The sequence below is a fragment of the Bacillus tuaregi genome, from assembly GCF_900104575.1.
Lineage (GTDB): Bacteria > Bacillota > Bacilli > Bacillales > Cytobacillaceae > Bacillus_BD > Bacillus_BD tuaregi.
Genome location: NZ_LT629731.1, coordinates 896,816 through 910,365 on the forward strand (window position 1 = coordinate 896,816; position 13,550 = coordinate 910,365).

At 39.4% G+C, this 13,550-nt stretch carries 9 protein-coding genes, 21 tRNA genes and 1 rRNA gene; 28 read left to right on the top strand and 3 right to left on the bottom strand.

Annotation, left to right across the window (positions count from 1 at the left end):
- The first annotated feature begins 46 nt into the window (after positions 1-46).
- On the top strand, positions 47-958 hold the full coding sequence (locus tag BQ5321_RS06545) for a DMT family transporter (RefSeq protein WP_071393744.1): 912 nt from the start codon (positions 47-49) through the stop codon (positions 956-958).
- A gap of 72 nt (positions 959-1,030) precedes the next feature.
- Here BQ5321_RS06545 and BQ5321_RS24385 read toward each other — a convergent pair whose 3' ends face one another.
- The gene (locus BQ5321_RS24385; protein ID WP_187143723.1) at positions 1,031-1,207 is read right to left on the bottom strand and encodes a hypothetical protein; all 177 of its coding nucleotides are present in this window, start codon (positions 1,205-1,207) and stop codon (positions 1,031-1,033) included.
- A 474-nt stretch (positions 1,208-1,681) separates the two neighbouring features.
- Between BQ5321_RS24385 and rrf the strand changes: the two genes are divergently transcribed.
- The 22 genes from rrf to BQ5321_RS06660 all read left to right on the top strand — a co-directional run bounded on the left by rrf (position 1,682) and on the right by BQ5321_RS06660 (position 4,025).
- Positions 1,682-1,798, top strand: a 5S ribosomal RNA gene (rrf, locus tag BQ5321_RS06555).
- A gap of 8 nt (positions 1,799-1,806) precedes the next feature.
- Positions 1,807-1,882, top strand: a tRNA-Val gene (locus BQ5321_RS06560).
- Between the two features lie 79 nt (positions 1,883-1,961).
- A tRNA-Thr gene (locus BQ5321_RS06565) sits at positions 1,962-2,037 on the top strand.
- 25 nt (positions 2,038-2,062) lie between these two features.
- A tRNA-Lys gene (locus BQ5321_RS06570) sits at positions 2,063-2,138 on the top strand.
- 34 nt (positions 2,139-2,172) lie between these two features.
- Positions 2,173-2,254 (top strand) — tRNA-Leu (locus BQ5321_RS06575).
- A 5-nt stretch (positions 2,255-2,259) separates the two neighbouring features.
- A tRNA-Gly gene (locus BQ5321_RS06580) sits at positions 2,260-2,334 on the top strand.
- Positions 2,335-2,340: 6 nt separating this feature from the next.
- Positions 2,341-2,426, top strand: a tRNA-Leu gene (locus BQ5321_RS06585).
- A gap of 42 nt (positions 2,427-2,468) precedes the next feature.
- Positions 2,469-2,542, top strand: a tRNA-Arg gene (locus tag BQ5321_RS06590).
- 7 nt (positions 2,543-2,549) lie between these two features.
- Positions 2,550-2,626 (top strand) — tRNA-Pro (locus BQ5321_RS06595).
- Between the two features lie 20 nt (positions 2,627-2,646).
- Positions 2,647-2,719: transfer RNA gene (locus BQ5321_RS06600), tRNA-Ala, on the top strand.
- Between the two features lie 51 nt (positions 2,720-2,770).
- Positions 2,771-2,847: transfer RNA gene (locus BQ5321_RS06605), tRNA-Met, on the top strand.
- Positions 2,848-2,862: 15 nt separating this feature from the next.
- A tRNA-Ile gene (locus tag BQ5321_RS06610) sits at positions 2,863-2,939 on the top strand.
- 13 nt (positions 2,940-2,952) lie between these two features.
- Positions 2,953-3,045: transfer RNA gene (locus tag BQ5321_RS06615), tRNA-Ser, on the top strand.
- Between the two features lie 179 nt (positions 3,046-3,224).
- Positions 3,225-3,298, top strand: a tRNA-Met gene (locus BQ5321_RS06620).
- A gap of 31 nt (positions 3,299-3,329) precedes the next feature.
- A tRNA-Asp gene (locus BQ5321_RS06625) sits at positions 3,330-3,406 on the top strand.
- 14 nt (positions 3,407-3,420) lie between these two features.
- Positions 3,421-3,493 (top strand) — tRNA-Phe (locus tag BQ5321_RS06630).
- An 8-nt stretch (positions 3,494-3,501) separates the two neighbouring features.
- A tRNA-His gene (locus BQ5321_RS06635) sits at positions 3,502-3,577 on the top strand.
- Between the two features lie 10 nt (positions 3,578-3,587).
- Positions 3,588-3,661, top strand: a tRNA-Gly gene (locus tag BQ5321_RS06640).
- A gap of 9 nt (positions 3,662-3,670) precedes the next feature.
- A tRNA-Ile gene (locus tag BQ5321_RS06645) sits at positions 3,671-3,744 on the top strand.
- A 38-nt stretch (positions 3,745-3,782) separates the two neighbouring features.
- Positions 3,783-3,857 (top strand) — tRNA-Asn (locus BQ5321_RS06650).
- A 2-nt stretch (positions 3,858-3,859) separates the two neighbouring features.
- Positions 3,860-3,950 (top strand) — tRNA-Ser (locus BQ5321_RS06655).
- A gap of 3 nt (positions 3,951-3,953) precedes the next feature.
- A tRNA-Glu gene (locus BQ5321_RS06660) sits at positions 3,954-4,025 on the top strand.
- Positions 4,026-4,088: 63 nt separating this feature from the next.
- Here BQ5321_RS06660 and BQ5321_RS06665 read toward each other — a convergent pair.
- A complete protein-coding gene (locus tag BQ5321_RS06665; RefSeq protein ID WP_071393746.1) occupies positions 4,089-4,274 on the bottom strand; it encodes a hypothetical protein in 186 nt (61 codons plus the stop codon).
- Between the two features lie 243 nt (positions 4,275-4,517).
- Here BQ5321_RS06665 and glgB point away from each other — a divergent pair, with 243 nt between their 5' ends.
- Genes glgB through BQ5321_RS06690 form a run of 5 tightly spaced genes read left to right on the top strand, consistent with a single transcriptional unit; the run spans position 4,518 to position 12,468 of the window.
- The gene (gene glgB, locus BQ5321_RS06670) at positions 4,518-6,458 is read left to right on the top strand and encodes a 1,4-alpha-glucan branching protein GlgB (RefSeq protein WP_071393747.1); all 1,941 of its coding nucleotides are present in this window, start codon (positions 4,518-4,520) and stop codon (positions 6,456-6,458) included.
- Positions 6,406-7,545: a glucose-1-phosphate adenylyltransferase gene (locus tag BQ5321_RS06675; RefSeq protein ID WP_071393748.1), complete on the top strand. Its 1,140-nt coding sequence runs from the start codon at positions 6,406-6,408 to the stop codon at positions 7,543-7,545. Before glgB ends, BQ5321_RS06675 begins: the two co-directional genes overlap by 53 nt.
- Before the next feature lie 57 nt (positions 7,546-7,602).
- On the top strand, positions 7,603-8,628 hold the full coding sequence (locus BQ5321_RS06680) for a GlgC family sugar phosphate nucleotidyltransferase (RefSeq protein WP_071393749.1): 1,026 nt from the start codon (positions 7,603-7,605) through the stop codon (positions 8,626-8,628).
- A complete protein-coding gene (gene glgA, locus BQ5321_RS06685; RefSeq protein ID WP_071393750.1) occupies positions 8,625-10,076 on the top strand; it encodes a glycogen synthase GlgA in 1,452 nt (483 codons plus the stop codon). The genes BQ5321_RS06680 and glgA overlap by 4 nt, the downstream gene beginning before the upstream one ends.
- Positions 10,063-12,468 (top strand): glycogen/starch/alpha-glucan phosphorylase, encoded by a 2,406-nt coding sequence (locus BQ5321_RS06690; RefSeq protein ID WP_071393751.1) that lies wholly within the window; start codon positions 10,063-10,065, stop codon positions 12,466-12,468. The genes glgA and BQ5321_RS06690 overlap by 14 nt, the downstream gene beginning before the upstream one ends.
- Before the next feature lie 64 nt (positions 12,469-12,532).
- On the opposite strand, the gene BQ5321_RS06695 is transcribed toward BQ5321_RS06690, so the two are convergent.
- A complete protein-coding gene (locus tag BQ5321_RS06695; protein WP_071393752.1) occupies positions 12,533-13,468 on the bottom strand; it encodes a 1,4-dihydroxy-2-naphthoate polyprenyltransferase in 936 nt (311 codons plus the stop codon).
- Positions 13,469-13,550: the final 82 nt, after the last annotated feature.

Consider the following 13,550-nt stretch of genomic DNA (forward strand, 5'->3'; position numbering starts at 1 on the left):
TATTGATATATGCATTTATAGAATAATAGCATTAAAGGAGCAGACAATGAACACACCAAAAATAAATCCCTATTTTGTACTTGTGATAGGTGTTATTAGCATTTCAACATCAGCCATCTTTGTAAAATTGACTTCCGCACCATCTGGTATTACGGCATTTTACCGGTTACTATTTACCGTCCTTTTTATGCTTCCTCTGTTTACTTATAAATATATGTCAGAGTTGAAGCTTATATCCAAAAAGGATTGGTTCTTTTCGATAATTTCAGGTGTCTTTCTTGCCTTTCATTTTATCCTGTGGTTTGAATCGTTGCGTTTTACTTCGGTAGCAAGCTCCACTGTACTAGTAACCCTGCAGCCATTATTTGCTTTTATTGGCTCTTATTTATTTTTTAAGGAAGTCTTCTCCGGAAAAGCCCTTTTATCATGTGTTTTGGCGATAGGGGGAAGTGTGATGATTAGCTGGGGGGATTTTTATGTAAGTGGGACAGCGTTATATGGAGACTTATTGGCGTTAATAGCCTGTGTGCTTGTGACGGTTTATTTTTTATTCGGACAAACAGTTCGGAAAAGAATCTCGCTCATCACGTACACCTTTGTGGTCTATTCAATTAGTACAATGACCTTGTTTATCTATGCTTTAACCAAGGGAGAATTGTTCTTCCCCTACGAATCAAGGGACTGGTTGTATTTTATACTTTTAGCGGTTTTTCCAACTTTATTAGGTCATTCCCTTTTTAATTGGTCATTAAAATGGTTGAGCACCTCCACCATTTCGATGGCTATCCTATTAGAACCTGTCGGTGCAGGTATTTTGGCGTATTTTTTATTTCAAGAAACAATTAGTTGGACACAAGCCTTTGGGAGCATCATTATCATCGCAGGTATCATGTTCTTTCTCTTAGATGAAAAGAAGGTGAAGAAGAAAATGAAAATAGGCTTAAAAAAGAGTGGTTAATATAAGTAGCTATTAATAGTAGAAAAAATGGATAGACTAAAATAGTCCCTATAGAGCATAGGGGCTATTTGTTTAACTAAATGCAAATGTTAGAGCAGAGAAGACAAAGGCCGACACGGTTGTTAAAATAAATGTTCCACCATAAACCTTATCGTCACTGTCAGCAATTTTGATTCCTTCAAAGTATGAATATAAAAATAAAAATACTGCCATGATGAACGACAGGTAGAGTGCGAGCGTTTGAGCCATGGTTCATCACCTTTCAAATTAATAGGGTTACTAGAACTTATGTAAAGTGTCATCACATTATGACTTCTATGTTTAACTTCATTCAGCAAATGCTTTTTGTACTTAAAGCTTGCGACAGGTACAGAAGTCCTCCACTTCTACATGTGGGGATGAATGCAAAATAGTACTTTGATTCAGTGGGGGTTCAAACCCTGGCTGAATGAAGTTAAACCTCCGGCGGATGTCACGGATTTTTTTAAAGGTAGTTTATCGAGCAAGCTCGATAAAAATCCGGACGCAAATTCGACGGGCGAATTTGATTGCTTTCCAAAATGCATCATGAAAGAACTATTGAAATCAGAAGCAATACATGCTATATTACTTCCTATCTTATAGAAAGCTAATGTAAAGTAAGTTGTCTTGTGCGAGAATAATTTTTATGAAACCTCTTGCAAAATTTATAAAAAACATTATAATAATAAATGTCTTAAAGAGTTTGGTGACAATAGCGAGAAGGTCACACCCGTTCCCATCCCGAACACGGAAGTTAAGCTTCTCAGCGCCGATGGTAGTTGGGACAAGTGTCCCTGTGAGAGTAGGACGTCGCCAAGCATGTGAATGGAGGATTAGCTCAGCTGGGAGAGCATCTGCCTTACAAGCAGAGGGTCGGCGGTTCGAGCCCGTCATCCTCCACCATTTTTAGTAGCTAGTTATTAGTTGGTTAGGTAGAGTAATTCCCTAACAACTAAAAACTAACAACTAGTAACTAGAATTAGCCGGCCTAGCTCAATTGGTAGAGCAACTGACTTGTAATCAGTAGGTTGGGGGTTCAAGTCCTCTGGCCGGCACCATTTATGATTATAAAAACATTATTTTGAGCCATTAGCTCAGTCGGTAGAGCATCTGACTTTTAATCAGAGGGTCGAAGGTTCGAGTCCTTCATGGCTCACCAAAGTTTTTTGCATAAGCAAAATAACTTTCCATATGCGGGTGTGGCGGAATTGGCAGACGCACTAGACTTAGGATCTAGCGCCGCAAGGCGTGGGGGTTCGACTCCCTTCACCCGCATTAACGCGGAAGTAGTTCAGTGGTAGAACACCACCTTGCCAAGGTGGGGGTCGCGGGTTCGAATCCCGTCTTCCGCTCCAAATTTTGCCGGGGTGGCGGAACTGGCAGACGCACAGGACTTAAAATCCTGCGGTAGGTGACTACCGTACCGGTTCGATTCCGGTCCTCGGCACTTTGCTTTTTATCATAGTAAAGCAAATGGATAGAAGTATATGCGCCCGTAGCTCAATTGGATAGAGCGTCTGACTACGGATCAGAAGGTTATGGGTTCGACTCCTTTCGGGCGCGCTTATTACGGGAAGTAGCTCAGCTTGGTAGAGCACTTGGTTTGGGACCAAGGGGTCGCAGGTTCGAATCCTGTCTTCCCGACCATTAAATAGATGGATTATTTTGGGGCCTTAGCTCAGCTGGGAGAGCGCCTGCTTTGCACGCAGGAGGTCAGCGGTTCGATCCCGCTAGGCTCCATCAAAGTATTTTGCTAAAGCAAAATAACTTGTCATCTTCATATAGTATTGTGGCGGTGTAGCTCAGCTGGCTAGAGCATTCGGTTCATACCCGAAAGGTCGTAGGTTCGATCCCTATCGCCGCTACCACTTATTTTATTTTTTGGACCTTTAGCTCAGCTGGTTAGAGCAGACGGCTCATAACCGTCCGGTCGTAGGTTCGAGTCCTACAAGGTCCACCATATACTTTTTTGTGGAGGAATACCCAAGTCCGGCTGAAGGGATCGGTCTTGAAAACCGACAGGCGGGTTAAACCGCGCGGGGGTTCGAATCCCTCTTCCTCCGCCATAAAAAAGTATGAATATCTTAATTTCTATTATCGCGGGGTGGAGCAACGAAGCGTTCCTTCATCGAATTAGTTGCGAGTTGTACCGATTGAGCTGCTGCTTGAGTAAGCTTCCTGAGATCGGGACAGTTATGACGCATACTATGTGTCGCATAAGGTACATCTTAATATTTTTTATTGTCGCGGGGTGGAGCAGTCTGGTAGCTCGTCGGGCTCATAACCCGAAGGTCGCAGGTTCAAATCCTGTCCCCGCAATTGTATTTCTAAGGAAACTTGGAAATACGCTGGTCCGGTAGTTCAGTTGGTTAGAATGCCTGCCTGTCACGCAGGAGGTCGCGGGTTCGAGTCCCGTCCGGACCGCCATTTATCTTAAATAAGGCTCAGTAGCTCAGTCGGTAGAGCAATGGACTGAAAATCCATGTGTCGGCGGTTCGATTCCGTCCTGAGCCATCATAATGGCGGCTGTGGCGAAGTGGTTAACGCATCGGATTGTGGTTCCGACATTCGTGGGTTCGATTCCCATCAGCCGCCCCATAGTCATTTCGCGGGTGTAGTTTAGTGGTAAAACCACAGCCTTCCAAGCTGTTGTCGAGGGTTCGATTCCCTTCACCCGCTCCATAAATTAATGGGCCTATAGCTCAGCTGGTTAGAGCGCACGCCTGATAAGCGTGAGGTCGATGGTTCGAGTCCATTTAGGCCCACTAGAGTTTTTTGCGAAAGCAAAATAACTTTCCTTTATTCCGCAGTAGCTCAGTGGTAGAGCTATCGGCTGTTAACCGATCGGTCGTAGGTTCGAATCCTACCTGCGGAGCCAATGGAGAAGTACTCAAGTGGCTGAAGAGGCGCCCCTGCTAAGGGTGTAGGTCGGGTAACCGGCGCGAGGGTTCAAATCCCTCCTTCTCCGCCATCTGGCCCCTTGGTCAAGCGGTTAAGACACCGCCCTTTCACGGCGGTAACACGGGTTCGAATCCCGTAGGGGTCATACTAAAAAAGCTGTTGACATTATAGGTCAACAGCTTTTTTAGTATCGTAAATACTTTAATAATCAATCAGTTAAATGATCTTTGTCTTTTCTTTTCCCTCCAGGGTTGTTTAAGTCTAAATCTGAAAAAAAGCCAGGCGATGGACCGCGAAACATGTCAAAAGCTAAAATTTTGTTATCTGGAGCTTCAAAAAATGGCACTTTCTCTTCCTTATTTTTCAACAAAAATTCTTCCTCTGAATGACTCATTGTAAACCACCTCTCTTGAAATTATTATTTAAAACATCAGCCTATTTTTATTATTCCAACTTCTATAAAAAATATGTCAAAACTGGAATATTTATGGTATATTATAGAAAATTTTTGAAAAATTTTTAATTTGTTGTCGAAAAAGATAAAAAAATTTTTCAAGGACTTTTTCTCTTTTAGCAGAATATATAACTAAATATGGGTATATGCTGTAATTTACTTTTAGTATAGGTGGGGAGAAATTTGATTAGCACTTCATTATATCCATCAGATTATCAAGTGCATCTTTTTCATGAAGGGACCTTATATGAATGTCATAAACTCTTTGGCTCACATATTATTGAGGTTGATCGTGAAATATGGACAAAGTTTTCTGTGTGGGCACCAAATGCAAAAGAAGTAAGACTTGTTGGAGATTTTAATAATTGGAATGGAAAAGGCTATTCGTTACATAAAATAAATAAACAAGGTATATGGACGATAAGTTTAAAAGAAAACTTGGAAGGCAGCTTATATAAATATGAGATTGTAACAAATTCCGGAGAGTCTATTCTCAAAGCAGACCCTTATGCTTTTTATTCGGAGGTTAGACCTAATACTGCTTCAATTGTCTATTCGCTCGATGGCTTCAAATGGGAAGATAGCCGATGGCTCAATTATAAAAGCAAACGGAATATATTAGCGGATCCGATCTCGATTTATGAAGTTCATCTTGGTTCCTGGAAGAAAAAAGAGGATGGCAGTTTATTATCTTATCGGGAATTGGCTACGGAGCTGATTCCATATGTATTAGAATTAGGTTTTACACATATCGAACTGCTGCCCATTGTTGAACATCCACTTGATATGTCATGGGGCTATCAAGGAACAGGTTATTTTTCAGCAACAAGCAGGTATGGCACTCCTCACGAGTTCATGTATTTTATCAATGAATGTCATAAAAATGGCTTAGGGGTCATTCTTGATTGGGTACCTGGACATTTTTGTAAGGATGCACATGGGTTGTACAGATTTGATGGCAGTTTTTTATACGATTATCCTAATGTAAACGATCGTGAAAATCCTGTTTGGGGAACAGCGAATTTTAATTTAGGAAGTAATGAAATTCATAGCTTTCTGATTTCCAACGCCCTATTTTGGATTCAATATTTTCATATCGATGGTTTTCGTTTGGATGCTGTGTCTAACTTGATTTATTGGCCAAATCAACATGGTAAGGTAAAAAACAATGACGGAATAAGCTTTTTAAAAAAACTAAATACCGTTATCTTTCAATATGATCCAACTGCACTCATGATTGCAGAAGATTCAACAGATTGGCCAAATGTGACAGCGCCTGTACACTATGACGGTTTGGGCTTTAATTATAAGTGGAATATGGGTTGGATGAATGATGTTCTTTCTTACATGGAAACTCCATCAAATTCAAGATGGAAAGTACATGAGAAAATGACTTTCTCCTTACTGTATGCCTTCAATGAAAATTTTGTTCTTCCTTTTTCTCATGATGAAGTTGTTCATGGGAAGAAATCCCTCCTTGATAAAATGCCGGGAGATTACTGGCAAAAATTCGCCCAATTAAGGCTATTACTAGGTTATATGATTGGTCATCCAGGGAAAAAATTATTATTTATGGGATTTGAATTAGGTCATTTTTCCGAATGGAAAGATAAGGAACAGTTAGATTGGCATCTCTTAGATTATGATATGCATCGGAAAATCAATGAATATGTTAAAGAATTACTCAAATTGTATAAACGCTCAAAACCATTATATGAATTGGATCATTTGCAGGCTGGGTTTGAATGGATTGATGTGAATAATCGGGAGCAAGCTATTTTTTCTTTCATTAGAAAAAGTAACAAGGAAAATGATTTGCTCATATTTGTATGCAATTTCACTCCTGTCGTCTATCACGATTATCGAATGGGTGTCCCTCAGAAGGGCTCCTATCGGGAAATTTTGAATAGTGATCATGAAAGCTTTGGTGGTTCTGGCGTTATCAATAAAAAAGTCCTTCAAGCAACAGAAGAGTCTTTTCATGGAAAACAATATTCAATTAAGCTGTCAATCCCGCCATTTGGGGTTAGTGTATTGAGATTAGTAAAACATCGGAAGGAGAGAAAGGGCGATGACAAAGAAAAAGTGCATAGCCATGCTATTGGCAGGAGGAAAAGGAAGTAGATTAAACGCCTTAACGAAGGATATTGCTAAACCTGCTGTTCCGTTTGGAGGAAAATATAGAATTATTGATTTTGCACTAAGTAATTGTACCAATTCAGGCATTTCAACTGTTGGTGTTTTAACTCAGTATCAGCCCTTAGTCCTAAACTCTTATATCGGAATCGGAAGCACCTGGGATTTGGATAGAATGGATGGGGGAGTCACCGTTTTGCCCCCCTACAGCGCTTCTTCAGAGGTGAAATGGTACACAGGGACTGCCAGTGCAGTATACCAAAACTTAAATTATATAGAACAGCATGATCCGGAGCATGTATTAATTTTATCAGGTGATCACATCTATAAAATGAATTACGAGGAAATGCTGGATTACCATATGAAAAAAAAGGCAGATGGTACTATTTCGGTGATTGAAGTTCCTTGGGATGAAGCGAGTCGATTTGGAATCATGAATACGGACGAAAATCTTGCGGTTACAGAATTTGCAGAAAAACCCGACGAGCCGCAAAGTAACTTGGCTTCGATGGGCATCTACATTTTTAAATGGGAAATTCTTAAAGAATATCTTTATCTGGATGCGAAAAATACAGAATCTTCCCATGACTTTGGCAAGGATATCATCCCAAAGCTACTTGAAGATCAAAAGAAACTGTTCGCTTATCCATTTAAAGGATATTGGAAGGATGTTGGGACGGTTAAGAGCCTTTGGGAAGCTAATATGGACCTATTAGATGAACAATGTGACCTTGATTTATTTGATTATGATTGGCGTATTTACTCCGTAAATCCGAATCAAAAGCCACAATATATATCCCCTGAAGCTGAGGTTAGTGAATCCCTGTTAAATGAAGGCTGCTCCATTGAAGGAGTTGTAACTAAATCAGTCCTGTTTCAAGGTGTTACGGTAAAAAAGGGAGCGATGGTCAAGGAATCAGTTATTATGCCTGATGCTGTTATCGGAGAAAATGTATTTATTGAACGAGCCATTGTCCCTTCACATGTTCATATACCTGACAACACCGTAATAAAAGCAGGTTCAAATCGGGAGAAAATTATTTTAGTAACAGATGAGATCGTTGCAAGTAATTAAAAGGCTTATAGAAACGGGGGAGATATCATCTTTCAGCCAAAAAGGAGAGGAAACCTCATGAATAAAAAGTTATTAGGTGTTATAGATGCAACAACCTATTTTGATGATTTAAAGGACGTAACGACACATCGGTCATTAGCGGCCCTTCCTTTTGCCGGAAGATATCGTTTAATTGATTTTGTCCTATCCTCGATGGTTAATTCAGATATTCAAAGCGTAGCCATTTTCCCAAAGTATCAGTACCGTTCTTTAATGGATCATTTGAGCTCAGGGAAAAATTGGGGGTTAGACCGTAAAAGAGATGGCTTGTTCTTTTTCCCGTCACCTAATTTAGATAGTCCAAGTGCGGGGATTGGATCCTTTACACACTTTGCTGCCAATCTTGATTATTTATACAAAAGTACGCAGGAATATGCCATTATCGCTAATTGTTATACCATCTTTAATATGGATTTTCAGCCTGTACTTGATCGGCATATAGATATGGGCTGTGATATTACGGAAATATGTCAAAACGGGCAATCACTCGATATGTATCTAGTCAAAAAGAGGCTCCTTATTGAACTAATTGAAACGAGACATCAAACAGGATTCACGTGTATGAAGGATGTCGTAAATGGTGTAGTGCCATATTCTTTATGTACGTATGAGTATCCTGGATTAGCCTATAAAATTGATTCCATTGCGGCTTACTATCAAACATCGATGAAGATTCTTCATCCATATGTCTTAGAACAATTATTTACTTCATCACAGCCTATTCTTACAAAGGTAAAGGATGAACCGCCGACCCGTTATCAAAAAGGAGCCGTTATGAAAAATGCAATGATTGCTAACGGTTGTATGATTAATGGAAGAGTTGAAAATAGTATTATTTTCCGAGGAGTCAAAATTGGTAAAGGAACCATTATTAGAAACAGTATTATTATGCAAAAATGCCAAATAGGTGAAAATTGTGTAATAGATTCGGCTATCCTTGATAAAGATGTTAGGGTAGAATCAGGAACCGTTATGAACGGTGTTGACAAAAAACCGTTAGTTATTCGAAAAGGTACAGTACAGGGAGCGTTGATGAACTCGTGAAAGTATTATTTGCTGTAAGTGAATGTGTTCCATTTATCAAATCGGGGGGACTTGCTGATGTAGCAGGTTCCTTGCCGAAGGAGCTTCAAAATTCCGGTGACGATGTGCGCATCATCATGCCAAAATATGGAACGATTCCAGATTCTTATAAACAAGAAATGAAGAAAAAAGCTGAGTTTAATGTCAGGGTTGGTTGGCGGAATCAGTATTGTGGAATTGAAGAATATGTGTATCAAAACATGACCTTTTATTTTATTGATAATGAACAATATTTTAAACGAGATCGTCTTTATGGATATGATGATGATGGTGAAAGATTCGCCTATTTTAATCAAGCTGTATTGGAAAGTCTCCCGCAGCTTTCCTATTATCCAGATATCATTCATTGTCATGACTGGCATACTGGAATGATACCTTTCCTTTTAAAAAGAAAATACCAGAATCTTGAGGAATTCTCACAGATTAAAACGGTATTCACAATTCATAATTTGCAATTCCAAGGAATTATGCCGAGGGAAGCACTAAAAGACCTGTTTGATTTAGATGACAGGTATTTTCATATAGATGAGCTCGAGTTCTATGGGAATATAAACTTTATGAAAGGCGCTCTTATCGCAGCCGATAAAATCACAACGGTAAGTCCGACCTATATGAATGAAATACAAAATGATTATTATGGCGAAAAACTAAATGGTGTTTTAGCGGCAAGAAGAGCTGATTTAAGTGGAATTCTCAATGGAATTGATGAGGAAGTTTATCATCCAGTGCATGACAAAAATATCATTCATCCTCTTCGTTCATCAGTGGTGCCATATAAACAAGCAAATAAGGTACATATACAGCAGCGATTTGCTCTGCCGGTGAAAGAGATTCCCCTGATTACGATGATAACAAGGTTAACAAAGCAAAAAGGATTAGAGCTAGTGAGAGCAGTCTTTCATGACATGATGCTGGAAGATATCCAAATGATTGTTCTAGGGACGGGTGACCCGGAGTTTGAACAATTTCTCCGAGAAATGGAATATCAGTATGGAGATAAATTTAAGGCATATATTGGCTTTGATGAAGAATTGGCGCACCAGCTTTATGCAGGTGCAGATATATTCCTGATGCCATCAAAGTTTGAGCCGTGCGGACTTGGACAATTGATCGCAATGAAATACGGAACAGTGCCTGTAGTCAGGGAAACAGGTGGATTAAACGATACAGTCCAGTCTTTTAATGAATTTACCTGGGAGGGAAATGGCTTTAGCTTCACAAACTTTAACGCCCATGACATGTTAAACACGCTAAGGAGAGCGATTCATTTTTATTATGAGAAGGCTGTATGGACTCATCTGGTCGAAACGGCAATGGAAATGAATTATAGCTGGTCACAATCTGCTTCAAAGTATCTAGAGCTATATGAGAATCTTGTCTCGAGGAGTGAAATGTATGTTCACAAATAAAGAGGAGTTCAAAAGACATTTCCTGCAGAGACTGGAAATGATGTGTGGAAAAAGTTTTTCCGAGAGTACAAAAGACGATCAATTTGATACATTGGGTCATATGATCCGTGAATATGTCAGCAAGGACTGGATCCAAACAAATGAACGCTATCGCTCATCAGAAGAGAGACAGGTATATTATCTTAGCATCGAGTTTTTACTTGGCAGGCTCCTTCGCCATAATCTACTGAATCTTGGAATTGAAAGACTTGTCGAGGAAGGATTGCAGGAATTAGGCATTGACCTAAATCAAATTGAAGAAGTGGAATCAGATGCAGGATTAGGAAATGGGGGACTTGGGAGGTTAGCTGCCTGTTTCCTTGATTCCCTTGCCTCGTTAAATTTACCTGGCCACGGCTATGGGATCCGATATAAGCATGGTTTATTCGAGCAAAAAATTATTGAGGGATATCAAGTAGAGCTACCTGAACTTTGGCTCAGGCATGGACAAGTTTGGGAGGTTCGTAAAGCCGATTTAGCGATTGAAATTCCATTTTGGGGACATGTGAAGGTAGTCGAGGATAACGGACGTCTTGCCTTTCAACATAAGGATGCGGTAACCATTACAGCTGTTCCCTATGATATTCCAGTTGTTGGCTATGATAATCAGACAGTCAATACACTGAGGCTTTGGAGTGCAGAGCCTTCTCCGTTTCCATTTCATAAGGATATTTTAAAATATAAGCGGGATACAGAGAGTGTTTCTGAATTTTTATACCCTGATGATACACATGATGAAGGAAAAATCCTCCGTTTAAAGCAGCAATATTTTCTTGTTAGTGCCAGTATTAATTCTATTATCAAAGACTATTTAAAAAAGCATGACCGTCTAGAGGATTTTCACCGTCATGTGTGTATTCATATTAATGATACTCATCCAGTCTTAGCCATCCCGGAACTGATGAGAATTCTGATGGATATGGGCGGACTAGGCTGGGATGAGGCATGGAACATTACGACGCAAACTATTTCCTATACGAACCATACAACGCTGTCAGAGGCATTGGAAACCTGGCCAATTCGAATATTCCAGCCATTATTACCGAGAATTTACATGATTGTAAACGAAATAAATGAACGCTTCTGTCAGAAATTATGGCAGCTGTATCCCGGTGATTGGAAACGGATTGAACGTATGGCAATCATTGCGCATGATCAGGTGAAAATGGCTCACCTTGCTTTAGTCGGCAGCTATAGTGTAAACGGAGTAGCGGCTCTTCATACAGAAATATTAAAGAAACGGGAAATGAATGATTTTTATCAAATTTTTCCTGAGAAATTTAATAATAAAACAAATGGCATAACACATAGAAGATGGCTGTTAAAATCAAACCCAATGCTGGCAGAATTAATTACGGAAGCGATCGGCACTTCTTGGGTGAAGCAGCCTGAGGAGCTCAGTAGGCTACTTGAATATAGGAATGATTCTGTTTTTCTTACACAATTAGATCATATAAAGAAGCAGAATAAACAAAAGCTGGCAAAGCGGATTCAAGCTCAGTCAGGGATTCTAATTGATCCTTCAACGATTTTCGATGTTCAGGTAAAAAGAATGCATGCCTATAAACGGCAGCTTTTAAATATCCTTCATATCATGCATATCTATAATAGTTTAAAAGAAGATCCGCAGTACTTATTCCAGCCTCGTACCTTTATTTTTGGTGCGAAAGCGTCACCTGGTTATTATTATGCAAAAAAAATTATTAAATTAATCAACACCGTAGCAGAAAAAGTCAATCATGATGATGAGGTGAATGATCGATTAAAGGTAATCTTCTTGGAAAATTATCGTGTATCATTGGCGGAGGATATTTTTCCCGCAGCAGATATCAGTGAACAAATTTCTACCGCTAGTAAAGAAGCGTCCGGAACCGGTAATATGAAATTCATGATGAATGGTGCCTTGACAGTCGGCACCTTAGATGGAGCAAATGTTGAAATTAAGGATAGAGTCGGAGAGGAAAATATCTTTATCTTTGGTTTGAAGGCTGATGAAGTATTGAACTACCAGGGTTACCGGTCGGTTGACTTTTTTCATTATGATAAAAGAATCCGTAAAGTAGTCGATCAGCTGACAAACGGCTTTTTTACTAATGTTGATGATGAATTTGAGGCAATCTATGATTCCTTGCTCATGCAAAATGACCAATACTTTGTACTTCGTGATTTTGATTCCTATGTGAATGTTCAAAGGGAAGTCAGCCGAACGTATGCGAATCGAGAAAAATGGTTAACCATGAGTTTAATTAATATTGCTCAATCTGGATATTTTTCAAGTGACCGTACAATCAAAGAATATGTAGATGAGATTTGGAAAATGGACCAGGCAGGTTATAAGAATCTCGTGAATTAAAGGATATTCCGCTTTCGAACTTGAAAAGTCAAAAAGCTTCTGCATCATGCAGAAGCTTTTCTTACTAAATGAAGGTTCCAAGGAAAATACCAATTGATAATAGTAGTCCGAAAAAAGTATTGGTCTGTGAGGTAGCCTTCATAGCGGGCATCATTTGGATAGGTGCCGTGTTATGAATAAATCCTTTAACCGCTGTTACCGCTTTCGGTATACTTAAAATCACAAGCAGTATCCAAGGGGAAACAATTCCAAACCCCATTAGCATAAATACCCAGACATAGGAAATAATAAACATAGACGCAAGAAAGACTATGGCATTTTTTTTGCCAAGTAAAATGGCTAGTGTTTTTCGCCCGTTTTCCTTATCACCTTCTAAATCACGAATATTGTTAGCTAAGTTAATGGCACCAACTAAAATCATAATCGGTGAAGCGGTTAAGATGCTTTCGATTGAGACAAAACCAGTTTGAATAAAGAATGAAATTAACACAATTACCATACCCATTAAAAATCCAGAAGCAAGCTCACCAAAAGGTGTGTAGGCTATAGGTACAGGACCGCCTGTATAAAGATAACCAGCTAGCATACAGCCTAGGCCGATTAATGCTAACCACCAGCTTGTGCTTATACAAATATAAATTCCTATTAATAGAGAGATTCCGTACAAGCTTAAAGCTAGTTTCATAATGGTTTTGGGCTGGATACCGTCTCTCACAATCCCTCCGCCAATTCCAACAGATTCTTCATTATCAAGTCCACGCTTGAAATCATAGTATTCATTAAATAAGTTAGTCGCAATCTGTATCAGGATACTAGCAACCATCATGGCTAGGAAAAGTAGCAAATGAAAAGTAGAGTCATAGCTCATAGCCAACACGGTTCCAAGTGTAACAGGAACAAATGCTGCCGTTAATGTATGGGGTCTAGTTAATCTCCACCATACCTTCCAATTTTTTTGTTTAGGCAGTGGAGAAGTGGCTGACTGTACCTGCGAATCCATCGAAAATTCCCCCTATATTTCTTTTACTGAAAAAATAATATTATGCATAGATGATTCTATGTATCAGAAAAAAGATTACTTT

What these genes read in the sequence shown, in the direction of transcription:
- BQ5321_RS06545 (WP_071393744.1), top strand. Translation starts at nt 47, where the DNA reads ATGAACACACCAAAAATAAATCCCTATTTTGTACTTGTGATAGGTGTT.
- BQ5321_RS24385 (WP_187143723.1), bottom strand. Translation starts at nt 1,207, where the DNA reads ATGGCTCAAACGCTCGCACTCTACCTGTCGTTCATCATGGCAGTATTT.
- BQ5321_RS06665 (WP_071393746.1), bottom strand. Translation starts at nt 4,274, where the DNA reads ATGAGTCATTCAGAGGAAGAATTTTTGTTGAAAAATAAGGAAGAGAAA.
- BQ5321_RS06675 (WP_071393748.1), top strand. Translation starts at nt 6,406, where the DNA reads ATGACAAAGAAAAAGTGCATAGCCATGCTATTGGCAGGAGGAAAAGGA.
- BQ5321_RS06680 (WP_071393749.1), top strand. Translation starts at nt 7,603, where the DNA reads ATGAATAAAAAGTTATTAGGTGTTATAGATGCAACAACCTATTTTGAT.
- BQ5321_RS06690 (WP_071393751.1), top strand. Translation starts at nt 10,063, where the DNA reads ATGTTCACAAATAAAGAGGAGTTCAAAAGACATTTCCTGCAGAGACTG.
- BQ5321_RS06695 (WP_071393752.1), bottom strand. Translation starts at nt 13,468, where the DNA reads ATGGATTCGCAGGTACAGTCAGCCACTTCTCCACTGCCTAAACAAAAA.